Source organism: Chryseobacterium mulctrae (genome assembly GCF_006175945.1).
In the GTDB taxonomy this organism is placed as follows: domain Bacteria; phylum Bacteroidota; class Bacteroidia; order Flavobacteriales; family Weeksellaceae; genus Chryseobacterium; species Chryseobacterium mulctrae.
In genome coordinates, this window is record NZ_VAJL01000001.1 from 2,433,710 (window position 1) to 2,458,016 (window position 24,307).

Annotated in this window: 23 protein-coding genes; 2 read left to right on the plus strand and 21 right to left on the minus strand. The window is 33.2% G+C overall.

The window, feature by feature from the left end; genetic code table 11:
- Window positions 1-17: 17 nt before the first annotated feature.
- The 12 genes from FDY99_RS11115 to FDY99_RS11170 form a co-directional block, all read right to left on the minus strand.
- Window positions 18-515 carry a hypothetical protein gene (locus FDY99_RS11115; protein WP_102979000.1) on the minus strand — a complete coding sequence of 166 codons (498 nt, stop codon included), beginning with the start codon at window positions 513-515 and terminating at the stop codon, window positions 18-20.
- A gap of 146 nt (window positions 516-661) precedes the next feature.
- Window positions 662-2,071: a sensor histidine kinase gene (locus FDY99_RS11120; protein ID WP_102978999.1), complete on the minus strand. Its 1,410-nt coding sequence runs from the start codon at window positions 2,069-2,071 to the stop codon at window positions 662-664.
- Window positions 2,072-2,074: 3 nt separating this feature from the next.
- Entirely contained in the window at window positions 2,075-2,782 is a 708-nt protein-coding gene (locus tag FDY99_RS11125; RefSeq protein WP_102978998.1) for a response regulator transcription factor, read from the minus strand.
- 150 nt (window positions 2,783-2,932) lie between these two features.
- Complete coding sequence (locus FDY99_RS11130) at window positions 2,933-3,541, minus strand: hypothetical protein (protein WP_139421487.1); 609 nt, start codon at window positions 3,539-3,541, stop codon at window positions 2,933-2,935.
- Window positions 3,542-3,554: 13 nt separating this feature from the next.
- The gene (locus FDY99_RS11135) at window positions 3,555-3,836 is read right to left on the minus strand and encodes a hypothetical protein (RefSeq protein ID WP_139421489.1); all 282 of its coding nucleotides are present in this window, start codon (window positions 3,834-3,836) and stop codon (window positions 3,555-3,557) included.
- Window positions 3,837-3,856: 20 nt separating this feature from the next.
- On the minus strand, window positions 3,857-4,927 hold the full coding sequence (locus FDY99_RS11140; protein WP_102978996.1) for a type I restriction endonuclease: 1,071 nt from the start codon (window positions 4,925-4,927) through the stop codon (window positions 3,857-3,859).
- Between the two features lie 11 nt (window positions 4,928-4,938).
- Complete coding sequence (locus FDY99_RS11145; protein WP_139421491.1) at window positions 4,939-5,271, minus strand: YegP family protein; 333 nt, start codon at window positions 5,269-5,271, stop codon at window positions 4,939-4,941.
- 5 nt (window positions 5,272-5,276) lie between these two features.
- The gene (gene yidD / locus FDY99_RS11150) at window positions 5,277-5,561 is read right to left on the minus strand and encodes a membrane protein insertion efficiency factor YidD (protein WP_139421493.1); all 285 of its coding nucleotides are present in this window, start codon (window positions 5,559-5,561) and stop codon (window positions 5,277-5,279) included.
- Entirely contained in the window at window positions 5,533-5,799 is a 267-nt protein-coding gene (locus tag FDY99_RS11155) for a hypothetical protein (RefSeq protein ID WP_074230466.1), read from the minus strand. Before FDY99_RS11155 ends, yidD begins: the two co-directional genes overlap by 29 nt.
- A gap of 121 nt (window positions 5,800-5,920) precedes the next feature.
- On the minus strand, window positions 5,921-6,586 hold the full coding sequence (locus FDY99_RS11160) for a response regulator (protein ID WP_102978994.1): 666 nt from the start codon (window positions 6,584-6,586) through the stop codon (window positions 5,921-5,923).
- A gap of 10 nt (window positions 6,587-6,596) precedes the next feature.
- Window positions 6,597-8,138 carry a tetratricopeptide repeat-containing sensor histidine kinase gene (locus FDY99_RS11165; RefSeq protein ID WP_139421494.1) on the minus strand — a complete coding sequence of 514 codons (1,542 nt, stop codon included), beginning with the start codon at window positions 8,136-8,138 and terminating at the stop codon, window positions 6,597-6,599.
- Between the two features lie 158 nt (window positions 8,139-8,296).
- Window positions 8,297-8,500, minus strand: a complete 204-nt coding sequence (locus tag FDY99_RS11170) for a hypothetical protein (protein ID WP_139421496.1) — start codon at window positions 8,498-8,500, stop codon at window positions 8,297-8,299.
- Between the two features lie 375 nt (window positions 8,501-8,875).
- Between FDY99_RS11170 and FDY99_RS11175 the strand changes: the two genes are divergently transcribed.
- Window positions 8,876-9,667, plus strand: coding sequence for a hypothetical protein (locus FDY99_RS11175; RefSeq protein ID WP_139421498.1), 792 nt, complete (start codon window positions 8,876-8,878; stop codon window positions 9,665-9,667).
- Window positions 9,668-9,698: 31 nt separating this feature from the next.
- On the opposite strand, the gene msrA is transcribed toward FDY99_RS11175, so the two are convergent.
- From msrA to FDY99_RS11220, 9 genes are all read right to left on the minus strand, one after another.
- A complete protein-coding gene (gene msrA, locus FDY99_RS11180) occupies window positions 9,699-10,349 on the minus strand; it encodes a peptide-methionine (S)-S-oxide reductase MsrA (protein WP_139421500.1) in 651 nt (216 codons plus the stop codon).
- A gap of 263 nt (window positions 10,350-10,612) precedes the next feature.
- Window positions 10,613-11,578 (minus strand): ROK family protein, encoded by a 966-nt coding sequence (locus tag FDY99_RS11185; RefSeq protein ID WP_139421502.1) that lies wholly within the window; start codon window positions 11,576-11,578, stop codon window positions 10,613-10,615.
- A gap of 80 nt (window positions 11,579-11,658) precedes the next feature.
- Complete coding sequence (locus FDY99_RS11190; RefSeq protein ID WP_139421505.1) at window positions 11,659-12,867, minus strand: PepSY-associated TM helix domain-containing protein; 1,209 nt, start codon at window positions 12,865-12,867, stop codon at window positions 11,659-11,661.
- 45 nt (window positions 12,868-12,912) lie between these two features.
- Window positions 12,913-15,030, minus strand: a complete 2,118-nt coding sequence (locus FDY99_RS11195) for a TonB-dependent receptor (RefSeq protein WP_139421507.1) — start codon at window positions 15,028-15,030, stop codon at window positions 12,913-12,915.
- Entirely contained in the window at window positions 15,027-16,232 is a 1,206-nt protein-coding gene (locus FDY99_RS11200) for a PepSY-associated TM helix domain-containing protein (protein ID WP_139421510.1), read from the minus strand. The genes FDY99_RS11195 and FDY99_RS11200 overlap by 4 nt, the downstream gene beginning before the upstream one ends.
- A 128-nt stretch (window positions 16,233-16,360) precedes the next feature.
- The gene (locus tag FDY99_RS11205) at window positions 16,361-18,589 is read right to left on the minus strand and encodes a TonB-dependent siderophore receptor (protein WP_139421512.1); all 2,229 of its coding nucleotides are present in this window, start codon (window positions 18,587-18,589) and stop codon (window positions 16,361-16,363) included.
- A 156-nt stretch (window positions 18,590-18,745) separates the two neighbouring features.
- The gene (gene secA / locus FDY99_RS11210) at window positions 18,746-21,820 is read right to left on the minus strand and encodes a preprotein translocase subunit SecA (RefSeq protein ID WP_139421514.1); all 3,075 of its coding nucleotides are present in this window, start codon (window positions 21,818-21,820) and stop codon (window positions 18,746-18,748) included.
- 118 nt (window positions 21,821-21,938) lie between these two features.
- A complete protein-coding gene (locus tag FDY99_RS11215) occupies window positions 21,939-22,160 on the minus strand; it encodes a DUF2795 domain-containing protein (RefSeq protein ID WP_027382805.1) in 222 nt (73 codons plus the stop codon).
- 139 nt (window positions 22,161-22,299) lie between these two features.
- Entirely contained in the window at window positions 22,300-23,322 is a 1,023-nt protein-coding gene (locus tag FDY99_RS11220) for a GDP-mannose 4,6-dehydratase (protein ID WP_139421516.1), read from the minus strand.
- 167 nt (window positions 23,323-23,489) lie between these two features.
- Here FDY99_RS11220 and FDY99_RS11225 point away from each other — a divergent pair, with 167 nt between their 5' ends.
- Window positions 23,490-24,287, plus strand: coding sequence for a DUF2797 domain-containing protein (locus FDY99_RS11225; protein ID WP_139421518.1), 798 nt, complete (start codon window positions 23,490-23,492; stop codon window positions 24,285-24,287).
- The last annotated feature ends 20 nt before the right edge of the window (window positions 24,288-24,307 follow it).

Consider the following 24,307-nt stretch of genomic DNA (forward strand, 5'->3'; position numbering starts at 1 on the left):
TAGTTTATTTAAAGTCATTAAACTTCCACAAAAACTTCCGCCAATCTGCCTTTTTCTGGCATAAATTGAGGAGTTCCGAATACCATTTCGTGAGACGTCAATTCTTTACATTTTTTGATGTAAGGATTCAGATCGAATTTTCCTTTGGTATTTTTATTTTTAAGCGAAGGCGAGTAGTATGCTTCTGAAATTTCTTCAGCTTTCACATAATTATTGAATGCTCTCTGGAAGCTTCCTGAGAAAACGTCGCAAACAATTTTGTGAACCAGATGTGGATATTTATTAACGATAATTCCGTAAGCATCACAAAATTCCTGAGTTCTTATTTTACTGAAAATAGTAGATTTTGTGGTAAAAAGAAGATCTCTGATAGAATCTCCCATGTCGTAACCCGATACTAATAAAATTTTGTATTGAGTATCATTTTCTTCTGCGTTTTTCTCTTTTAAAACTCTTTTTAAAATGTTAAGAGACTCAAGAGAATAATCTGTTGCTATTAAAATGGTTTTGATCATATCTTTAGATTTAGTTGTGTAACATCTTTTTGATGATACAAAACTATATCTGTAAGATTAGAAGATCTTTGGAACGAAATTAAAATGTAATTAAAGAGATTAAAATGAGATTAGAATTTCATTTTAAGAAAAGCTTCTTTTTGAAGCTAAGTTGGGTTTTCTTCCTTCTGAGTACCGTAAATCGTAGGAAAACGCATTTGTACAGTAGTTCCCTGATTTTCGTGTGAGCTTACCAAAAGTTCGCCGTTGTGCATTCTCACAATATTTCTGGCAAGAGGAAGACCGATGCCGTAACCTTCATAATTTCTGGTATTCGAAGCGCGGAAAAAAGGATCGTAGATTTTATTCATTTCAGACTCCGGAATACCGATTCCGTTGTCTTTGATGATGATGTAAAGATCTGTATCTGTTGCTCCTAAAGAAACTTTTACCTGTTGATGATTAGAATATTTACAGCCGTTATTGATGATATTGGCAACTGCCAAATGAAGAAGCTGCTCATTACCCTGAACTTTCAGTTTTTTAGGATTATCGGGAAGCATGCTGATGTCAAGATAAATATTATTTCGGGAATCTATTCTTCTTAAAGTCTCGATAACATCCCATAAAAGCTGGTCAATTCTTACTTTATCGATTTTTTGAATTCTGCCGTCAAATCCGGTTTGTGCAATCAGTAAAAGCGCTTTTATTTTTTTATCAAGCTTTTCGGCTTCATCCAAAATGATTTCGAGCGTTTCTTTATATTCTTCTGCCGTTCGGTTGATAGAAAGTGCAACATCAGCTTCGCCCATAATCGAAGTAAGCGGTGTTCTGAGTTCGTGCGAAACATTTCCAATCAGGTGATTTTGAGTTTCAAAAGAAGTCTCAATTCTTGTCAACATCGTGTTGAAGGTTTCAACCAATTCATTTAATTCTTTGTTATCCGGTTGAGGTTCAAGTCTTAAATGTAAATTTTCAGAGCTGATTTCTTTTACTTTTCCAGTGATTTTTAAAATTGGTTTGAATAAAGTTTTAGAAAGATAAAAAGAGAAAATCATGCTGAAAAATATCGAAAGGATCATACATGTGATCAGCGTTCTTTTTAAAAAACCAAGATAATGAACCACGTAATGGTTTTTTGCCGAAGCAATCGCGATGTAATCTTTGTTTTGATATTTAAAAGTCTGACCGATATAATAAAATTCAGAATCGTTGTAATTGGCTTCTCCAGATCTGATGATATTTTTAAAAAACGTATCGGGAATATGTACTTCGTGCGAAATTTTTTTGAAATTTGAATCTGTAGGAATTGCAAAAACATAGTCTCTTTCCATCGGAAGTTCTTCGTCATTTCTGCTGTTGAGAATGTAATTTTCGGGAAGGTCAAGATGTTCTTTGCTTTTTTCAATCTGCACAATCGTTGTGGTACGGATTTTCAGCAATTCATAAAACCTCTGATGCGAAAAATTAACAATAGAAAAGTACACCGATCCACCAAAAATCAGAATAACGGTTGTAAAAACAACCATCAAAAGAACCATCGTTTTGGTTTGATTGGTAATGACTTTATTAAACATTTTCTAAGGTTTTTTTAAAACATATCCCATTCCGATTACCGTATGAATGAGTTTGCTGTCTTCCTGATTATCTATTTTTTTTCGTAAATAATTGACATAAACATCCACAACATTGGTTCCCAATTCGTAGTTGACACCCCAAACTGCATCTAAAATCTCAGCTCTTGAGATCACTTTTTCAGGATTATTGAGGAAGTACATCAGAAGTTTGTATTCTGTAGAAGTTAAAGAAACCTCTTCACCTGCTCGAATTACTTTTTTGGTGTAATCATTCACGATTAAATCTGAAATCTGAAAAACATGCTCGTTATCGATTTCGTTTTCAGTTGCATCTGGAGTGTTTATCGGGTTACTTCTTCGAAGAAGAGATTTTACTCGAGCAACCAATTCGATGAATTTAAAAGGCTTTACAAGGTAATCGTCACCGCCGTTTTCTAATCCTAAAACAATATTTTCGGAAGTTCCCAATGCGGTTAAAAAAAGAATAGGAACGTTTTTATTGGTTTTTCTGATCTCTTTGCAGACATCCAGTCCGTTCATTTCGGGCAACATAATATCGAGAATGACCAAATCGAAATCATTTTCCTGCACCAGATTGACACCGGTGCGACCATCAAATGCTACAGAAATTTCATATCCTTTCTCCTGAAGTCCTTTTTTAATAAAAGAGACTACGCTGGTTTCATCCTCAATCAGAACAATTTTTTTCATAAAAAGTAGTGAACTTCACAAAAATAGGAAAAAGATAATAAACGGAAAATTCTGTTTTTTGATTTCAATTCAACAAAAAAGACGAATGTAAAATTCGCCTTGAGTAATATATGGAATGTGTTTTTAGTTTTTCTAAATTATTTGGATATTTTATGGTTGCTTTAATTTTATTGCTTCCATTTTTTTTGTTAAATAATTTGGAAGTCCTTTGTCATCATACCTTGCAAATCTGAAACTTTTGCTGATTTTTTCTTTATCAATACTCCATCCATAATTTGAAACTAAATCTAAAGCATCCTCAGAACTTAAGTTGTTTTTGTTAAAAGAATGATTTACTTCGTCAAAAGTCCAGTTGTTAATTATGTTTTTTGAGATTGGGCAAATGTCAATTACTTTATCTTTATAATATAAGACAGATAAATAAATAATATTTCCATCTTCCGTTTCTGAATTTTGTGTAGATATGAGACTTGATTTCTCTATTTTATCTCCTTTATAACTAGATGTAGAAGTTAAATAATCACTAGAAAATGTTGGTGATTGAGAATAATTCTTGTCATAACTTGTTTGATAAGATGAAGAATAACTCGATCCACTTGATGAATAGCTTCTTCCAGAATTATAACTTCTGGTATGTGGTTTTACATAGGTTCCATCTTTTCTTGTATACCCTTTTACGCTTGTAGTTCTTCGTTGTGCTCCAAATTGAGTCAAAAAAGAAAATGAAAAAATGACTAAAAGTAAAAATTTAAGTTTCATAATTATTTTTTTATTAATTACAATTTGAGCAATATGATCTGTCAACATATTTTTTGCTTTTTCCGGTGTAATAATAGCACCCTCCTCTTTCTCCGACATATAAAGTACGTCCGTTGTATGTACAGTCTTGGCTTGCAGATACTGTTGCTGTTCTTTTCTTTTTGCTTTTTTTGCTTTTCTTTGTTGGTTTAACTGGTGAAAATTCGGTTTTAGTAATTGAATTTTCTTTGGCTAAAAAGTTAGCAGGTAATAATAATCCTAAACCTAAAAGGCTTGTAAATAGTATTTTTTTCATGGTTTTAATATTAATTTATTTTAGTTATAATTTTCTAATGTTTTCAGAAGTTCTGCCTTGTAATTATATATTTCATCCAGATTATTCAGTAAAATCTTTTCTCCGGCATCTTTTCCGTTATGGAATGTTTCGAGATATTTATTTGCGGTATTAAAGTGTAATCTGCAAAGAGGTTTTCGATTATTATCGTCCAGTAAAATCCCGAAATACGATAAAGTATCTCTGTAAGCAATCCTTGAAGAAGGAATTTTTTCTCTCAAAATTGCTTTCACGATCTGAAAACCTTCCAGCTCTTCTTCTGTAGTTACAATTTTAGAATCATTATTCTCGTCGATGGATTGAGATGTTTTTATATCATCATCCTGCTTTTCAATCTGCTCATTAATGCTTAATGCAGATTTTAGTCTAAAGCTGATCGATTCATTAATAGAAGTTGTCAACGCTTTTTTGGCATATTCTTTAAACGAAATCATTCGGTTTGCCGTTAAAGGTTTTTCAAAAAAACGGTTGACTAATAATTTGACCAATTCATCAGAAGGATTTTCAATCTCTTTTTCAAATTCTTTTCTGATGGCTTTGATGTATTTTAATGCTTCTGCAGAATCCAAAATACTTTCAAGATTGTAATCTTTTTTGGTGAAACTTTCCAGAATTTTAATCGAACTGTCTTTTATATCTTCAATATTGATGGTGAAAAAAGGCTTTTCATCCATAATATTTGGCTTTTCAAGATCTGTGTAGAAGTTGTAAACAATTCCGTTGGTGAGAACTCCAAATCTCGTTTTCGAAACATGATAATATCTGTGAAGCTGAGAATTGTGTGCATCTGCACTTTCTTTCCAGTGTTTACATTCGATAATAAAAATGGGCTCGTCATTATTTTTAATGACATAATCTACTTTTTCACCTTTCTTGGTTCCAATATCACAAACATGCTCCGGAACGACTTCTGTGGGATTGAAAATATCATAACCCAAAATTTGTATAAAAGGCATTACAAAAGCATTTTTAGTAGCTTCTTCTGTAGTGATCTGCTCTTTTAACCCAACTACTTTTTGATGTAATTGCTCAAGTTTAATTTTAAGATCCATAATGGTGTTTTTTAAAGAGTTTCATCAATGATTTCAGCGGTTGGAGCATTGGTTTTTACAGAATTAATTCCGATTTCCATGCTAGATTTTGAACTGTAATACTGACTTTTTCCAATGATTTCACCGTTTCTTGCTTTCAATACGAAGTAATCTTTTTCGTTTACAGCAACTCTTCTGTCGTATCTTGAATCATCCTGTGAATTGATTCTTACAGATTCAATTCCTTTGTGGCAGTTTGCTTTTGTCGTGTAACCTTCGCTGGTTAAAATAATTTCACCGTTCCCGGCTTTCAGATTAAATTGATATTCATCATTTTTTCTTTTGCTGATCGTAAATTTTCCCATGATTGTTATTTTTTTATAAATCTTTCTGAAATTTCTTTTTCATCAAGAATTTGATTGTTTAATAAAATGATTTGAAGTTTTCCTGTTATTGGGTTTTCAAAAATTTGAGCTCCTGATCTACAATTTTCAAACCTATATTTAAGAGCTTTTAATCCTGAAATAATTCCTTTACTTATTGTTTCTTCATAAACATGTTTTGAACAACTTTTTCTGAAAATGCACTTTCTTCTTTTTGGAGCAGGAATTATAAACCAATAAGATTTAATGATTAATAGTAGAAGATATTTCATTTGTTTCTTTTGTAAAAACAGCTACTTGATAGGATGTCATATATCCGGGTTTTTGCTGACCGATTCCAAAACAACCTTCTACTGGTTGAATGTAAGTTGAAACACTTTCCAGTCTCAAATATTTCCAACCTAATTGAGATTGATCCTTTATTAAACTTTCTAATTGTTGAGCGATAATACTTGAACTTATGTTTTGTTGTTTTGCAGTTGCAACAAACGGGATTACTTTATATTCCATGATTGTTTTTGTTTAATACTCCAAAAGTATAAACCTTTCAAAACCAATCCTTACGGGAAACCGTAAAACAAAAAACCTTTCAAAAAAAATTGAAAGGTTTCGAATGGTTAATTAGAAGAAGTTATATAATTCCTAAGTCTTTGCAGAAGGCAACCAATTGCTCGTTGTTGCTTATTCCCAACTCTTCTTTCAAGGTATTGAGTTTTTTTTCAATACTGCTCAAACTGTTGGGTTTTATATTGTTGTTTTGTAGAAATACCGGAATATTTTTTTGTAAAACACCTTGAGAAAGTAAAGAAACTAAGGTAATATCATACGTTGTGAACTCATAATTATTCAGTTTTTTTACCTCCTGTTTAAGATCAAGTGAAAGATAATTTTCATTGTTATAAACTGATGTAATTGCTTTTTTCAATTCTTTAGAATCGTGTCTTGCTTTTCGTACATAACCGTTTATTCCGTAATCATTAAAAAGAGAATCGATTATTCCGGATTTGTGTTCAGCAGAAAATACAATAATTTTTAAATCAGGCTGCTCTTGTCGTATTGCCGAAATCAATTCACGGCCGTCTTTTAGTTTTTGGGGATGATGATCTTCTTCATAATAAAGATCGGTGATGAGTAAATCATAAGGTTTTTTTTCACGAATGGCTTTTTGTGCCTTTGCCAATGCGTCATCACAATAATAGACATACTCAAAATTATCAAAATTGAGGTCTTCTAAAGTTTTCTGTACTGAAAAATTGATGCTTTCGTGGTCTTCGGAAATTAGAATTTTTTTAAACATTGTTATCTTTTTAAGAAACTGGAAATGAAATATTGACCTTCAATCCTTTTTCGGTTTTGGTTTCAAAAGTAATTTTTCCGTTGATGTTTTCTATACGGGAAACCGTATTTGATAAACCATTTTTAAAAATTAATTCATCAGAAATTCCAATTCCGTTATCAGCATAGTTGATGTTGATGAGGTTGTTTATTTTTTCAAACTTAAAAACAACGTTATTGGCTTCACTATGCTTTTTCATATTTACCAAAAGCTCACGGATAATCTGATAAATCTCCGTTTGAGTGGATTTTGTAACGTTTTCCCAAGTTTCTTCCTGATTTCCGACGGTAAAAGTATTGATCTCATCATTTTTAAAAGAAGCTACGAGTTTTGAAATTTTTTCATTGAATTTTTCATCATGAGAATCAGTGTTTTCGTAGGAAATATCTCTGGATTTTTCATAAACAAATTCCAGTTCATCAAGCGCCTGTTCTTTATTGAAATCGTTTTGATTTTCAATTTTTGTCATCACCTGATAAATTCCGTTGGCTACTACGTCGTGTACTTTTTTGGATGTTTTAAGTTGTTGTTCTTTTAATTTGTTTTCGGATTCTAGTAGGAGTCTTTGTTTTCTTTTTCTATACCAAATGAATGTCCCTATTAATGCTAAAACTAAAAATACAATTCCTATAATTTGCTGAAAGTTTTTTGCTTTTAGCTCCTGATTTGCTCGTTTTTGTTTTTCAACATCAAATTTTATGAGACCAAATCGTTGAAAATCATTGTTGCGCGAATTTTGGACACTGTCTTTTAGTGAAGCATATCTACTAAAATTTTGTGAATATTCTTTAGAATCTAAAAGTATTATTTTGTTTAGAGCTTCTAATTGATCATCGGGATTTTTATTTTTCAGAGCAATTTTATACATTTCATTTATATAGAATAAAGATTTCTCAGGATTTTTTTTAAAATAAAAATCGGCTAAAGTGGCAAAGCTTGAAGTGATTTCTTTATTGTCTTTTTGTCGTATTCTGATTTGTAAAGCTTTTTCTAACTCAGGATATGCATCATAGAATGGGTTTTCTGAAAAATTAGCTTTTGCAAGGTTATTTAACGCACGAGCATAATCTATACTGTCATTTGTTTGTAGGGCTATTTTAAAGTAAGATTTAGCAAGTTTATTATTTTTTTGCTCTAAATAGGTGTCTCCAATATTGTTATAAAAAGCTAATGAATCTGTCTTTTTCTGAGATTTTTTTATAGCAAGTTTATAATAATCAATTGCTTGTGAGTAGTTTTTTAAATTTTTAGATGCAATTGCGATAGAATTATAATTGCTGGATGCAATTTGTAATGCGATGCTGTCTTTTTTATTCTTTAAAAGTTTTTCTGCTTCTATAGAATTACCAATACTTGAATGGTAATCACCTTTGTTGCATTCTATAATAGCAATATTTACAATTGCTCGGGCAGCTTCAGTATTGTTGTTTAGTAATTCTTCTTTAGCTCTAACATAGTAAACGTAAGCTGAATCTTCATTTGCAGAATCTCTAAACTTTACAGCTCTATTCAAATTGCTATTTTCTTGAGAAGAATTGTTTTCTGTTTTTTCCTTACAATTTATTAAAATCAATAAGGTGAATAAAAGTAATAAGAATTTTTTCAAGGTTAGTTTTTTCCGAAAATTACAAAAAAGAGAGTAATAATTAATTACTCTCTCAGTTTATTGAATTATGGATTTGTTGATGGGTCTGTAAATGGAGGTTTCTGTCCTGTGTTTCCACTTGTTCCTCCATCTTCACCTAATCCAGTTCCCGGAGTAGTTCCTCCTGAGTTTTGTACCGTTATAGGATCTTGGTTATTATTGGTGTTTGATGTATTTGCATTATTATTTCCGAATGCTAAACTTAATAGCATTAATATTAATTGGATCATTTCCTTTAAATTTTTGAAGTTGAAATTGTTTTTCTTCCTCTCGCAGATACTTTGATCTCGAGCTGTACACGTTAAATTTCGAAGCGCTTCTAAATTTTTGGGAAGTAAACCTTCAAAAACGGAAGAGAAACATCTGCTTCCCAACCCGGAGTTTTCTTCCGTTTTATCAGGTGATTTTAGAAATCAGTTTTGTAAATTTGTTTTTGTAATTGTTTGTTTTTCACTAATCTCTGATGCAAAGATGCAACGGAAATGAAGGCAGGGGTTAGAAAGTTTTTGGAAAGAATTTGGAAAGTTTTTCCAGTGATAGCTTACGGAAAACCGTAAGGTGTTTGATTTGAAATTTCTTAATTTTCGCAATAATAATCCATGAGTATGTCCAAATTTTTACCTGAGAGAAAAAAATTGTTGGAGGATGTTTTTGAAAAAGCCTCCAATGAAACTCCTGAAACATCTTTTAGTGGGATTTTAAAGAATCTTGAAATAGTATTACGTGATGAATATAAGATTACTTTAAGCTATAAAACATTTGAAAACTATTATAAAGCAATTGTTAAAGAAGAAGGTGATTATCCTATAAAACCCTTAATATTGGATGATTTAAGTAGATATTTAGGGTTTGAAAGCTTTAATGATTATTGCTCTGGCTGGAAAAGTTTTGAATATAAAATACATCAAGCATTATCAAATTTGGTGATAACTGTTATAAATAAACCGATTTTAAAAATGCCTGAGTTTCTTATCAAGCAAAGTAGCTTAGGAATTGCAGGTTTTGTTATTGTAGCATTGTTTCTGACAGGAAATATTTACTTATCGAATAAAAAAAATAATCAAGAAAGTTCTTCTTCTTTTGGGTTTTTAAGTTCTGTACCTGAAAAGAAAAAAGAATGCATGTATTGGGATAAAAGCCAATATAGAGTGGCTTATTGTGACGATAAAGATCCACATAAAGACTTAAAACCTCTCGATACTGTCGTCTTAAAGTATTTTAAAATGATTACCAGAAAAGATACCTTAACGGTTGATAAAGCTTTCGGAAAAGTTTGGTATTCTAAATACAATGGAAATGTGGAGTTTTTTACAATGGATGGAACTAATCCTGAAAATGGAAAAGATTTGAGATTTGCTACAGAATATATGATAGATACTTATGGTGGTGGGCAATAAAAAAAGCGAAGAAAGATCTCCGCTTTAATTTTTACTGTGAATCTGTTTCCAGCATTCCCAATTCTCCAAAATATTTTTTGAATTTCTGAATTTTTGGTCCTACCACTGCACTGCAATAAGGCTGTGTCGGGTTTTCATTATAATATCCTTGATGATATTGTTCGGCTGGCCAGAATTTTTCAAATGGTGTTAATTCTGTCACATAAGTTCCAGACCATCTTCCTGATTCTTGTGACGCTTTGATGGCTTCTTCAGCTTTTGCTTTTTCAGCATCGTCTTTATAATAAATAACAGAACGATATTGATTTCCGATATCATTTCCCTGTCTGTTTAATTGAGTAGGGTCGTGAAGGAAGAAAAATATATCCATCAATTGTTCATAAGAAATAATTGCAGGATCATACGTAATTTGTACCACTTCAGCATGACCGGTTTCACCTGTGCAAACTTCCTCGTAGGTCGGATTATCTTTATGACCACCGGAATACCCTGAAATTGCAGATTCTACTCCTTTCAATATATTAAAACAGCTTTCTACACACCAAAAACATCCGCCACCAAAAGTGATTTGCTGAAAATTATTTTTATCCATTTTTAAATTGATTGTTTTATTTAAATATTCTCTTTTTAAAATTTTTATAAGCCTGAAAAATGAAATCAAAATTATGAAAAACTTTTTCATTTAAATAAGATTTTAGCCTTTAAGAATAAATGATAACAATAGATTTCACAAATCATCAGAAGGTTTAAGCCAAGAAAAACTACTAAATCTATTTGCCACGAATGCACGAATATTTTAAGTAGATATAAAAAACATTCGTGCATTCGTGGCTAAAAATATTTTCAGAATAATCAAAAAATCTTTGAAAATCAGTGCCATCAGTGGGAACTAAAAACAAAAAAAGCACCCCAAAAGGATGCTCAATATTTTAAATTTAATTCAGATTATTTTTCCCAGACCAAAGCACTTGCACCAAGAATAGCTGCATCTGCCTCATCAAGTTCACTGAAAACCAATCTTACTTTGCTTCTGAAAATAGGAAGAAGGTTTCTTTCCATATGGAGTTTGGCAGGTTTTAAAATAAAATCTCCGGCTTTAATTACTCCTCCGAATAATAAAATAGCTTCCGGTGAAGAAAACATTACAAAATTCGCCAAAGCTTCACCTAATTTCTGACCGGTATATCTGAAAACCTCAACCGCAACAGGATCTTCTTTTAATGCACATTCGTGTACAGTTTTAGAATTAATTGCTTCTTCAGGATATTGATTAAGCATAGAATCCGGGAATTCTGCTCTCATTTTTTTTGCAGTGATAGCGATACCTGTCGCCGAAGCATAAGCTTCTAAGCTTCCTTCAGAACCTGTACTCCAATGTTTTCGACCACCTGGTTTTACGATAGTGTGACCCAATTCTCCTGCAAAACCATCGTGACCGTAAATTAAATTTCCGCCAGAAACAATTCCGCTTCCTACACCGGTTCCCAAAGTAATCATGATAAAATCTTTCATCCCTCTTGCTGCACCGTACATCATTTCACCTAAAGCTGCTGCATTGGCATCATTCGTCATTTTGCAAGGACTGTTGAATTTAGCAGTCATTAAGTCCGCAAAATTGATGATTCCTCTCCAAGGAAGATTGGGAGCGAGTTCTATTGTTCCTCTGTAGTAGTTTGCGTTGGGAGCTCCTACACCGATGCCTTCAATTCCACCTTCACAATGTTCATCAATCAATGGCTGAATCTGCTCGTGAAGAGCATCTACAAATGCTTCAGGCGTGCTGTATTGATCGGTTGGCAAAGAGCCTTTGGTTAAAATTTGACCTCTGTGATTCACAAGACCAAATTTAGTATTGGTTCCACCGATATCGATACCTAATGCAACCTCTTTTGACAAATCTACTACTGACATTTTCTTATTGTATAATTTCGAGGCAATAAATTTATAAAAAAGATTGTATTAATAGTTATTAAACCTAACTTATTTGGAATTCAGACCACTTTTTTGGTCTTTTTTCTTCTTCCCCACCATATTAAAAATCCGGTTACGGGAAGTGAAGCACAAATTAAGCTGACAATAAATGCAATGATCTTGGTTGGTAGTCCTAAAATAGATCCTACGTGAATATCATAATTGGCAGCCACTGTTTTCTCACCAAAGTTTTTATCTTCATGATTGTAGGTGTGCAAAAGTTCACCTGAATTTTCATCAAAAATCAAACTGCTGTTTTTATGATAAGAATAAGAAAGATGCTTTACGAAAACAGAGAAATTAGGATGCTCATGATCATCCATGTGTGGATGTCCCAAATCGATTGCAAATCCGTAAGAGTCTGGATATTTTGCCTGAACGGTGTGAATCACTTTATCTAAAGTAGTTTCGTTTCTAAGTTCTATTGGTGCTTTGGTTGTGATGTGCGAAAAGTCAGGATAAACCGTACTTCCTCCGGAGAAAACAAAATAAATCATTGCCTGAACCACAAAGAAGGCATAAAACAAACCTGTAATCGAAAATATTAAAGCAAAAATCGAAGAGTAAAAACCTAAAACATTATGAAGGTCGTAATTCTTTCTTTTCCAGCTTTTTATGTTTTTCCATTTGAAAGAGAAACGCTGTTTTCTGGCGGCTTTATTTTTTGGCCACCACAAAATAATTCCTGAAATCAACATGATCACGAAGATAATTACCGGAATTCCTACTACATATTTTCCCCAGTCCTGTTTTAATAAAAAGCTCCAGTGAATAGATTTTACAATGCTGAAAAAACCGTTTTTCTCATCATAAGTTCTCAGAACTTTTCCTGTATAAGGATTTACATACGCTACTTTGTAGATAGGAAATTCATCAAAATAATTCCAGGCTGCGGTGTTGTGTTCGTACCAGTAAAATTGATAAGACAGTTTTTTGTCGATAGGAACATTCACCCAATGGATTTTATATTTTTCTTTAAGCTGCTCGTCGACCATTTTTTCTAAAACACGAATTGGCAGAATCTGCTTTTGTGCAATGTTTTGCTCGTTGTGATAGATAACATCTTTACGGGTGAAATTCTCAACCTCGTCTTTGAATACAAACAAAGTACCGGTGATTGAAACAATAAATATAATTAAACCGATGGACAGACCAAACCACAGATGCAGTTTGCCTGTCCATTTTTTGAAAAGACTTGGTTTCTTTTTATGGTGATGTTTTTTCTTCATAGAAAATTGCAATGTGCAAATATAAAATAAGTTTATTTAGATTAATTAAAATCTATATTCAATCATGAAGGTTCCTCTCATTCCCAAAGCATTTACAAATTCAGAATCTCTTGCGTTCCACCATGCAATTGCTGGTTGATAAGTAGTGTTGAAGAGGTTTTCTACTCCTAAAGAAAGCTTCCAGTTTTGGTTGATTTCGTAATTAGATTTAAAATTAATTATGGTGTATTCCGGAACTCTTCCTTCACCATAAGCATACAAACCCGTGCTTGCATTGGGACTGAATCTGTCTTGCTCAAAAGAATGAAGCGTATCAAGACCTAAAGAAAGCGATTCTGTAGGTTTTACCTGAACGTAAGCCAAAATTTTTGGTGCGGAAATTCTGCTGTTGTTTACTTTTGCGGAGTAATCTCCATCATCTTTAAGCGAAGTAATCCCTTCTAACCAGCTATAACTTCCACCGAAATTAATCCATTTTGCAGGTGTGAAATGCAAGAAACCTTCAACACCGTACACCACTTCAGGAGATCTTTGAATGGTAAAAGATCGGTCTGGACCTTGTACAAATGAAGCTCCCAGTTTTGAAGTACTTACATAAGATGTTACTTCATAGTTTAACCAGTTGGAAATCTGTCCGGTAGAGCCCAATTCATAATTGTTTACGATAATTGGTTTGGCTTCTATTTGGGCAAGATTACTTTGTGTAGATGTTCTTAAAATTCTTCCAATCTCGTTGATAGAATACGACTGTGAGAAGCTTCCGAAAAGATTAATCTGGTTATTGATATTATATCGAAGACCAATATTCCCCACCAAAGCGTTGTATTTTAAGTCTCCTCCGGTTACAAAAATACTTTTAGTGAAAGTTCCGTCACTTTTTACTGAAGAAAGTGTGTTGAAATCACCCACATTTACCGTCATATTTTCGTATCTCAGACCTCCTTTAATCGTTAATTTTTTCAGTAAATCAATTTTTAATAAAAGGAAAGGAGCGGTGTTGATCATATCCATATCCGGAGTCCAGTATCTTCCGTCTTCAAGTTTTTGTACGGTTTTATCGTTCAGTAGATCTAGACCGTAGATTACTTCTGCCTGAGAATTGTTGTATGACCAAAGTTGGGTGTCAAAATTAATTCTGGCTCCCATTTTTTTAGAAATAATATTCGATTGTCCGCCTCCAAAAAAGGTATCGCTATATCCGTAAACTGTTCTGAAATCCTGCATATAAACATTAACATTCAATGCTGTAGAACCCCAAAAAAGATTTTTGTTGTCGTAGTTTATTCTGTAATTATGGTTACGTGGAGTTCCTTGTGGAGTTGTTTCTAAACTTTTCCCTTCACCTTCACCAATGGTAGGAGTAACGCCGTATTTTCCGGTTTTTATACCTAAATTTAGATCAGATTTTGATGCATAACCCATATAAGAAACTTCGATTCTCTGGTCATCATTAATATCATAACCAAGCTTCAACAATCCGTTGTAATTGTTCATTTGTGCGGTGCTGTAAGTCGGGCTTAACAATACACCGTCGCCGTCTTTTGCGTTTCCGGTTCTTTCATAAGCCAAAGACGCCACGTAGTCGAATTTTTTAATTTTACCTGATAAAAGTTGACTGGCTCTGAAACCTAAAGTTCCGCCATACGGTTGTCCGGTAATACCTACCTGAGAAGTTCCCGATATTTTTTTATATGTTTTGTTTCTTTTAGTAATATAGTTGATGATACCACCATCTGCGCCATTTCCGTAGATTGATGAAGCTCCTTTTATGACTTCAACTCTTTCTATTGCCGAAGGATCGATCGATCTGATGTCTCTTGCTCCGTTTCTTAGTGGAGTAGACTGTGGGATCCCGTCAATAAGTACCAAAACCTGTCGGCCTCTTAAAGTTTGTCCTGAGTTGGAAGTCTGTCCGGAACTTGGTCCTAAACTCGGTACGGTATATTGTAAAATATTAGAAATGTCTGAATTAACAGTCAACTGCGACTGAATTTGTTTTTCGCTAACAATGGTAATAGAACTTGGTATTTCTTTGATACTTTCCTTTTTTCGGGAAGCTGTAAGTACCACTTCATCTACATTTTTTACTTTTAAACTGTCTTTTTCCTGTGCAAAAACAGCAATTGTGCTAAGGCAAGCTACTGATAAAAAAGCCTTTTTCATAATGTTTTCTTTCCTTGTTTTTTACGTTTTCCCCACCATACCAAAAAACCGGTTACCGGTAATGAAGTACAAACCAATCCTGTTACAAACCATAAGATTTTGCCGAAAATCCCGAAGTATGACCCAACATGTACGTCATAATTGGCATTGGCATATTTTTCAGCGTTTGTTAATTTTTGATGAGGTTTATTTGATAATAGTTTTCCCGAATATTTATCGTAGCATAGCTGATTCCTTTCACTATATCTACCGTCTTTACCATACGTGGTAACGGGAATATTTTCAAGTTCTTTTCCTTTTTTGTTTTTTCCGTTTAAAGGAATTCGGAAGCTTGAAGATTTTGAATATATTTTTTGAGTTTGAAGAATGGTAAGATCAAAAACCGACTTGTTTTTTGCTAAAAGTGAGTCTGGTGATTTGATTGTCTTTTCTTTTGGAAGTTCTAACGAACCGGATAATGCAAAATTAAATGCGTTTTTCACCCACGGATAAGCAAAATATAATCCTGAAAGACTAAGTAATAAACCAATAAACGAAGCATAAAATCCTAAGACATTGTGAAGGTCATAGTTTTTACGTTTCCAGGTTTTTACGTTTTTCCATTCGAATGAAAAACGACCTTTCCGCATTTTTTTGTTTTTTGGCCACCAAAGAATAATTCCTGTAATGAGCATAATAATAAAGAGAACAACCGGAATTCCGACAACATATTTCCCCCAGTCAGATTTTAAAAGCAAACTCCAATGAATGGATTTCAGAATAGGGAAGAGGTCATACTTTTCGTTATAAATTCCTAAAATATTACCATTGTACTGATTGACATAAATAAGTTTGTTGATTTTTACTTCATCAAAATAATTCCACGCCTTTTTGTCTTTTTCATAAAAAAGAAATTTGTAAGATTTGCTTTTATCTAAAGGAATTTCAACCGAGCTTACCGGATATTTTTCATTGAGTTCTAAAGTGATTTTTTCTTTTAAAACTTCAATTGATAGAGGTTGTTGTGTAACCGTTTCAGCTTTTACATAAATGGCTTCTTTTCTAAGCTGATTCTGAATTTCATCTTTAAAAACATACATCGTTCCCGATAAAGAAACAATAAAAATAATGAGCCCTACAGATAAGCCAAACCAAAGGTGCAGTTTACCCGCCCATTTTTTATAGACGCTTGGTTTCTTTTTATTGTGATGTTTTTTTTTCATGAAATTTTTAAGGATGCGCAAAGATAAGTCTTCTGTTTTTATTTAGATTAATTATAAAAAGAGTTTTTGATCTAAATAAATCTGCCAAACTACGGGTGCAGTTTGGCAGATGTTTTTTTAAAATTTAATTAAAATTTGTAAGTAAAACTTCCTAAAGCATTGATTAATTGCTGAGGATTTGCAGTTGTAAATCCTACCCAATAATGTTGATTAGTAAAGTTGTCAACTTTCACTCCGATTCTATATTTCTTAGTATCATAGAATGCACTTGCGTTTAATACCAAATATTTTGGAAGAATGAAAATGCTTTCACCTGTAACAACACCGTTTTGAATAATATTGTTATTGATTTCTCTATGATCGTTTGCATAGTTTCCTCCAAGACCAAAACCTAATCCTTTTAGCTTACCATCAAGAATCTGGTAACTTGCATATAGACTTGCCAACCAAGGTGAGCCTGCTGTTCCTGGTCTTCTTCCTTTTGTTTCAGGAGCAGACTCAATGAATTTTGAATCATTATAGCTTACACCTCCTACTAAAGATAAACCTTTTAGTAAATAAGCATTTACTTCTAATTCAACACCTTCACTACTCAATTTTCCAGCCTGATCCTGTACAAAAGTAAACGGAATTGCCACTCCGCTACCATCTAATACTGGTTGAGTTGTTGGTAATATTGTATTTTTTACTTTGATGTTATAATAGCTTAAAGTAGCATTTACTTTACCTTTAAAGATACTTCCTTTGAAACCTCCTTCAAACTGATTAGCTCTTTCAGGATCGGATAAACTTGTTGCTCCGGTATTATCTGAAATATAGTAACCGTTGCTCTTAAAACTATTTTGATAATTTCCAAAAACTGAGAATTTATCTTTTATAATTTCATATACGACACCAGCTTTAGGAGAAAATGCAGATTGATTATAGGCCGGTAAAGTATTTATCCATAATGTTCCACCTTGAAACTCATTACTTTCGTAACGAAGACCTGCCATAATATTTAAACCTGAAATTGGAGTAAATACATTGGCAATATAACCACTGTAAGTATTTTGTTCATCGTACTGATTATAAGTACTGCTAGGTAAATTTTGATAAGCCTGGGCTAAAGTATTTGAATTAAATGTACCAGCATAATCATATCCGTTTGCTGGAACAGAATCTAAAAACCCCTGTGAAAGATATAGGTATTGTAATTTGTTTTTAATATTCATATAATCAAACCCAACAACAGTTCTATTACGCATGTCGTTTCCGAATTTATAATCAAAGTTGAAATTTTGTTGAACTTGGAAATATGTTTTCTTACTATTATCGGTAGACTGATCTGCTCTTCCTACATAAATTTGATTGTCTAAAGGATTCAAAGATGCCGTAAAATAAGGGTTGTAACCATCGGAAAATGTATAAGCCGTACTTACATTTGTAGATGAACGAATGTTGTCATTGATTTTGTAATTCACCTGCCCTAAAAGGTTTCTTACTTTTGAGGTGGTATACATTCCGTCTCCAAAATAAGATTGTTTATAATCTAAACCTAATTTTTCTAAATCTTTTGCATTATCAACTCCAGTTGTAGCTTTTGATAGATAGAAAAATGATTGTTCCGGTGTAGCTCTGGTGTCAAACATTTCATATTCTAAGCTAATATCTAATTTGTCATTTACCTTATAAAGCAATGATGGGGTAAATGCAAAATAAGTATTCTTTGCATCGGTCTTTTGGAAAGTTCCTGAGTTGGTATATGCAGTATTTAAACGAAATAAAAGCTTATTATCTTTTGTAAGAGGTGCATTTACATCCGCTTGTGCTCTGTAATAATTGTAGCTTCCGCCTGTTAAAGATATACTACCTCCAAACCTATCATAAGGTTTTTTTGTAACTCTATTAACAGCTCCACCGTATGAGGTAACATTACTTCCGTATAATGTTGCAGAAGGTCCTTTTAAAACTTCTAACTTTTCAACATTTACCGCATCAATAGACGTTGTAACGGGAGCAACCAAACCATTTCTAAGAGAGTTGTTAGATACAAAACCTCTTAGAGCAATATAAGCTCCTCCATCACCTGCTCTGTTTGTAGCGCTCCACATTTTTTGAATTCCCGTAACATTTCTGTAGGCATCATCTACGGTATAAATCATCTGATTTTCAAAAAATATTTTATCAACCGTAGAAAATAATTGTGGATTTTCTATTGCCTTTAGTGGCATTTTATTGGTGTATTCTGAATCTTTCTTAAGTACGGAACTTATGATTACTTCTTCTATATTTTTAGAATTTGTAGAATCTTTTTTCTCTTGTGCAAAAGCAAATACACTTGCCAATAACGAAGCAGAGATCAATAATTTATTCATGTAATACCTAATTTTTTTGCAAATATATTCTTTTTAATTATTCTAAATAAGATAATGGATTGATATTTGTCATATTTATTTAATAAGTATTGTTCTATAAATAGCAAAAACCCGCCTCATTTGAAGCGGGTTTTTGTGAAATCTATAATTTGTCTCTTATGCGGGAATTTCTCCTCTATATAAGAATGAAATAATTTCTTTATTCATCTTGTCTACCATTTCACTGAAAAGGTGGAAAGACTCTTGCTTGTAAATTACCAAAGGATCTTTCTGTTCGTAAACAGCTCCTTGAGAAGATCTTCTCAAATCATCCATTTCACGAAGGTGAAGTTTCCAGTTTTCATCAATGATTGATAAAGTGATATTCTTTTCAAAATCATTAATTAAACTGTCGCAATTTGTATCGTGAGCCTCTTTAAGATCTGTAACGATGGTTAAAGTTTTTACTCCATCTGTAAAAGGTACCTGAATCATTTTAAACATAGAACCTTGGTTTTGATATACATTCTCAATAATAGGGAACGATTTTTCTTTCAGCAAGTTCAGTTTCATATTATAATCATCCTGAGCTGCTTTGAACAAGATATTGGTAAGTTCCGGAATTTGTTTTGATTTAAAATCATTTTCAGAAACCGGAGATTCCATCGTGAAGTTTTTAATTATTTCAAATTCAAAATCTTTGTAATTTCCAGTTGCTTTAGCTTTGCTTACAATAGAATTTGAAACATCAAAGATCATATTTGTAATGTCATACTTTAGGTGATCTCCGAACAAAGCATTCTTTCTTCTTTTGTAGATTACGTCACGTTGCTTATTCATTACGTCATCGTACTCCAAAAGTCTCTTTCTTGTTCCGAAGTTGTTTTCTTCTACTTTTTTCTGAGCTCTTTCGATAGATTTACTGATCATAGAATGCTGAATTACTTCACCTTCTTTATGACCCATTCTGTCCATCATTTTAGCGATTCTTTCAGAACCGAACAAACGCATCAAGTTGTCTTCCAAAGAAACATAGAATTGCGAACTTCCCGGATCTCCCTGACGTCCCGCTCTACCTCTCAACTGTCTGTCAACACGTCTAGAATCGTGTCTTTCTGTTCCGATAATTGCTAAACCACCCGCTTCTTTTACTTCTTTAGAAAGCTTAATATCGGTACCACGACCCGCCATATTGGTTGCAATTGTTACAACTCCTGGCTGACCTGCTCCGGCAACGATTTCTGCTTCTTTTTTGTGAAGTTTTGCATTCAACACCTGGTGTTGAATTTTTCTTAGCTGAAGTGCTTTTGAAAGTAATTGTGAAATTTCAACAGAAGTTGTACCTACCAATACTGGTCTTCCAGCCGAAGTTAGGTTTTCAATTTCTTCAATTACTGCGTTGTATTTTTCTCTGTTGGTTTTGAAAACCAAATCTTGTTTGTCGTGTCTCTGAATTGGACGGTTGGTAGGAATTACCACTACGTCTAATTTATAAATCTGCCAAAGTTCTCCAGCTTCAGTTTCTGCTGTACCTGTCATCCCCGCAAGTTTGTTGTACATACGGAAATAGTTCTGAAGGGTAACTGTAGCAAAAGTCTGAGTCGCTGCTTCGATTTTTACACTTTCTTTAGCTTCAATTGCTTGGTGTAAACCGTCTGAATAACGACGACCTTCCATAATACGACCGGTCTGCTCGTCAACGATTTTTACTTCACCATCAATTACAACATATTCATCATCTTTTTCGAATAATGTATACGCTTTCAATAACTGGCTCATCGTGTGAACTCGCTCAGATTTTTCAGCAAAATCACTAAAAAGCTTTTCTTTAGCTTCAAATTCTTCTTCTTTAGATAAATTTTTAGCTTCTACTTCAGCGATTTCAGTTCCGATGTCCGGAAGAACGAAAAAGTTAGCATCAGAGTTTCCTTGAGACATGTATTCAACACCTTTGTCTGTCAAATCAACCTGATTGTTCTTTTCCTCAATGACGAAGTATAAGTCTTTATCTACAATCGGCATGTCACGGTTGTTATCCTGCATGTATTGCGCTTCAGTTTTTTGAAGCAATGCACGGTTTCCGCTTTCCGATAAGAATTTAATTAATTGTCTGTTTTTAGGAAGACCTCTGTAAGCCTGAAGCAATTTGAATCCTCCTTCTTTAGTATTTCCTGCAGCGATTAATTTTTTAGCTTCATTAAAAATTGCAGAAACAGTTTTTTTCTGTACTTCAACGATTCTGTCGATAGAAGGTTTTAAAAGATCAAATTCTTGTCTGTCTCCTTGAGGAACCGGACCAGAAATGATCAATGGAGTTCTTGCATCATCTACCAATACAGAGTCAACCTCATCCACGATTGCGAAGTTTAGCTCTCTTTGTACCAGTTCTGTAGGTGAAGTTACCATGTTATCTCTCAGGTAATCGAAACCAAATTCATTGTTGGTTCCGTAAGTAATATCTGAGTTGTATGCTTTTCTTCTTCCGTCTGAGTTCGGTTGGTGATTATCGATACAGTCGATAGCCATTCCGTGGAATTGGTACAAAGGTCCCATCCAAGCCGAGTCTCTTTTTGCAAGATAGTCATTCACTGTTACAACGTGAACTCCTCTTTCAGGAAGAGCATTTAAGTAAATAGGAAGTGTTCCTACCAAAGTTTTACCTTCTCCGGTTGCCATCTCAGCAATTTTTCCGCTGTGAAGGATTATACCACCAATAAACTGCGTATCGTAATGCACCATATCCCAAACTACTGGTGTTCCGGCTGCATTCCATGAGTTTTTCCAAACCGCCTGATCTCCTTGGATTTCAATGAAATCTTTTCCGGCAGCAGCCAATTCTCTGTCCCAATCTGTTGCTGTTACACGAATTTCTCCATTTTGAGCCCATCTTCTTGATGTTTCTTTAATCAAGGCGAAAGCTTCCGGAAGAACCTGCAAAAGAACTTTTTCTTCAATCTCGTAAGAATCTTTTTTCAAAGCTTCTATTCTAGAAAAAAGCGCTTCTTTCTCATCAACATTGGTAGAGTTTTTTATTTGCTCTTTAATTTGTTCTATCTGCGCTGTGATACTTGCTGTCGCTTCTTTTATTTTAGATTTAAATTCGGCAGTTTTTTCTCTCAAACCATCATCAGATAATTCTCCGACACTTGGCTCAACAGCTTTGATTTTTGTTACAACTTTTTTTACTTCCTTTAGGTCCTGCGCTTTTTTGTCTCCCAAAAACCCTTTAAGAACTTTATTTAAAAAACTCATAGAATTTGATTTAAGCTCAAAGCTTATTGCTTTAAGCATATTAAAATTACACGCTTTGGTGTGTATTATATATTTAAAAAAGCTTTAAGTATACCACCTAAAGCTTAAATGCTTTTCATTAATATTCGTCTTCGTTCCAAAGATAATCTTCATCTGTTGGATAGTCGCTCCAAATTTCATCGATAGCATCATAAATTTCTCCTTCATCTTCGATTGCCTGAAGGTTTTCTACCACTTCCATTGGTGCACCAGTTCTTATTGCATAGTCGATAAGTTCTGCTTTTGTCATCGGCCAAGGTGCGTCGCTTAAATATGAAGCTAATTCTAATGTCCAGTACATAATTTATTATTTTTTGCAAAAGTATAAAAATAGCTTATATTATAAACTTTTTTTATGACTTGATTTTCAATTCTTTTGTTAATTTTTGTCTATATATTACTGCAAATGCTTTTATGAGTGCAATCGCGGTAGGTTGATGTCATTTTCTCAAAAACCATTCCACAAATTTTTTTGTGCCATTTTGGAAGTTTGTGGTGGGATTATAACTAATCAGATTTTTAGCTTTTGTAATGTCTGCGCTGGTTTTCTGTACGTCACCCGGCTGTAGTGGCAGTATTTTTCTGATGGCAGTTTTATTGAGATTTTTTTCAATTTCTGACAACATTTCAGATAAAGTGACAACTTCGCTCTCACCTAAATTGATAATTTCATAGATGTCAGAATTTTTCTCCAGGTAATCGACTGACTTTAAGATTCCATCAATGATGTCGTCTATATAAGTGTAATCTCTTGCTGTGTTTCCATCGCCGTAGAAAGGGATTTCTTTATTTTCTGAAATGAGTTTTGTGAATTTGTGAATCGCCAAATCAGGTCTTTGCCTTGGTCCGTAAACCGTAAAAAACCTAAGCTGAATGATGTCTATTCCATATAAACTGTGATAAACATGTCCTAAAACTTCTCCGCTTTTTTTTGTTGCCGCATAGGGTGAGATGGGTTGGTCTACATTATCGGTTTCAGAAAAAGGAGTTTTTTCATTGTTGCCATAAACACTTGACGATGAAGCGCAAACAAACTTTTTAATATTAAATTGATTACACAGTTCCCAAAGATTCATTGTTCCGCGTACATTGACCTCTTCATATTCTAAAGGTCTTTCAATAGAAGGACGTACTCCGGCAAGAGCTGCCAAATGGATGATTAAATCAATCGGATGATTTTGAAATATTTTCTCTAAACCATTTTTGTCTCGGATATCTTGGAAATATATAGTGTAAGATTCTGATTTTGAAATAGAAATTAAATTTTGAATATCGTTTTCTTTTTCAGAAAATTCAAAATCAATATTTTTTTCAAGAGAAGCTAAAGTATTTTTAATTTTTATCTTATAATCATAAAAATCATCAAAATTGTCAATGTTTATGACAGAATGTCCTTCTTTCAATAATTTTTCTATTAAATGAGAACCAATAAATCCGCTTCCTCCTGTTACGAGATATGTCATCTGAGTGTTTTAGTTACACAAAAGTATAAATTTAAGAAGTTCTTTCCTTTAATAAATTGATAATATTTAAAGCTAAATAAAATGAGGATTGAAATTAAAGAAAAGCATTCAAAAACGATGATGTGAATGTTTCTTGTTTTTGTACTTTTACTTTTAAATTATTTAACATGCAGTTTCAAGGGCAAATTTTAAAAATGACAACTTTCAATGATCAACCTATCCAATATTATCTTAATCTTTCAGGTGATCTTATTCATATGAATGAATTGTTTGGTAAAGAATTAACGATAAAACATACAGGTTTTCAGTGTGTGAATTGTGGAATGAATAAAACAATTTACAGAATGGGATTTTGTAAAAGTTGCTTTTTTGAAAGTCCTTATGCGAGTGACACAATTATTCGTCCGGAACTTTCTACAGCGCATTTAGGAATTGGCGAAAGAGATTTGGAAGTAGAAAAACAAATCCAATTGCAGCCGCATACCGTATATCTAGCTTATACAGGAGATGTAAAAGTGGGAGTCACGAGAAATACACAAATTCCGACACGATGGATCGATCAAGGCGCAACATTTGCTTTACCGATTGCGAGAACAGAAAACCGATACGAAGCCGGAATGATAGAAGTTGCCCTAAAAGAACATCTTGCCGATAAAACCAACTGGAGAAAAATGCTGCAGGATGATTTTGAGGACGAGGTGGATTTAATAGATTTTCAGCAGAAAATAAGAGAATATTTTCCTGATGATTTTCAGAAATTCTATTCTGAAGGTGAAGAAATGTGGAAGTTTGATTATCCATTTTCAAAACCTGAAAAAGTTGCTTCATTCACTTTAGATAAAAAGCCTGAGTTTACTGCGGTATTAAACGGTATTAAAGGACAATATCTGAGTTTTGAAGGTGGAAATTTTATGAATGTAAGAGGTCATGAAGGATATGTGATTGAGCTGACTGTAAAAAATTAATCGACTGTATTTAAATGTAT

Bases quoted from the DNA above. Each gene is read 5' to 3' on its own strand.
- FDY99_RS11115 (WP_102979000.1), bottom strand. From the start codon at position 515: ATGATCAAAACCATTTTAATAGCAACAGATTATTCTCTTGAGTCTCTT.
- FDY99_RS11120 (WP_102978999.1), bottom strand. From the start codon at position 2,071: ATGTTTAATAAAGTCATTACCAATCAAACCAAAACGATGGTTCTTTTG.
- FDY99_RS11125 (WP_102978998.1), bottom strand. From the start codon at position 2,782: ATGAAAAAAATTGTTCTGATTGAGGATGAAACCAGCGTAGTCTCTTTT.
- FDY99_RS11130 (WP_139421487.1), bottom strand. From the start codon at position 3,541: ATGAAACTTAAATTTTTACTTTTAGTCATTTTTTCATTTTCTTTTTTG.
- FDY99_RS11135 (WP_139421489.1), bottom strand. From the start codon at position 3,836: ATGAAAAAAATACTATTTACAAGCCTTTTAGGTTTAGGATTATTATTA.
- FDY99_RS11140 (WP_102978996.1), bottom strand. From the start codon at position 4,927: ATGGATCTTAAAATTAAACTTGAGCAATTACATCAAAAAGTAGTTGGG.
- FDY99_RS11145 (WP_139421491.1), bottom strand. From the start codon at position 5,271: ATGGGAAAATTTACGATCAGCAAAAGAAAAAATGATGAATATCAATTT.
- yidD (WP_139421493.1), bottom strand. From the start codon at position 5,561: ATGAAATATCTTCTACTATTAATCATTAAATCTTATTGGTTTATAATT.
- FDY99_RS11155 (WP_074230466.1), bottom strand. From the start codon at position 5,799: ATGGAATATAAAGTAATCCCGTTTGTTGCAACTGCAAAACAACAAAAC.
- FDY99_RS11160 (WP_102978994.1), bottom strand. From the start codon at position 6,586: ATGTTTAAAAAAATTCTAATTTCCGAAGACCACGAAAGCATCAATTTT.
- FDY99_RS11170 (WP_139421496.1), bottom strand. From the start codon at position 8,500: ATGATCCAATTAATATTAATGCTATTAAGTTTAGCATTCGGAAATAAT.
- FDY99_RS11175 (WP_139421498.1), top strand. From the start codon at position 8,876: ATGTCCAAATTTTTACCTGAGAGAAAAAAATTGTTGGAGGATGTTTTT.
- msrA (WP_139421500.1), bottom strand. From the start codon at position 10,349: ATGAAAAAGTTTTTCATAATTTTGATTTCATTTTTCAGGCTTATAAAA.
- FDY99_RS11185 (WP_139421502.1), bottom strand. From the start codon at position 11,578: ATGTCAGTAGTAGATTTGTCAAAAGAGGTTGCATTAGGTATCGATATC.
- FDY99_RS11190 (WP_139421505.1), bottom strand. From the start codon at position 12,867: ATGAAGAAAAAACATCACCATAAAAAGAAACCAAGTCTTTTCAAAAAA.
- FDY99_RS11195 (WP_139421507.1), bottom strand. From the start codon at position 15,030: ATGAAAAAGGCTTTTTTATCAGTAGCTTGCCTTAGCACAATTGCTGTT.
- FDY99_RS11200 (WP_139421510.1), bottom strand. From the start codon at position 16,232: ATGAAAAAAAAACATCACAATAAAAAGAAACCAAGCGTCTATAAAAAA.
- FDY99_RS11205 (WP_139421512.1), bottom strand. From the start codon at position 18,589: ATGAATAAATTATTGATCTCTGCTTCGTTATTGGCAAGTGTATTTGCT.
- secA (WP_139421514.1), bottom strand. From the start codon at position 21,820: ATGAGTTTTTTAAATAAAGTTCTTAAAGGGTTTTTGGGAGACAAAAAA.
- FDY99_RS11215 (WP_027382805.1), bottom strand. From the start codon at position 22,160: ATGTACTGGACATTAGAATTAGCTTCATATTTAAGCGACGCACCTTGG.
- FDY99_RS11220 (WP_139421516.1), bottom strand. From the start codon at position 23,322: ATGACATATCTCGTAACAGGAGGAAGCGGATTTATTGGTTCTCATTTA.
- FDY99_RS11225 (WP_139421518.1), top strand. From the start codon at position 23,490: ATGCAGTTTCAAGGGCAAATTTTAAAAATGACAACTTTCAATGATCAA.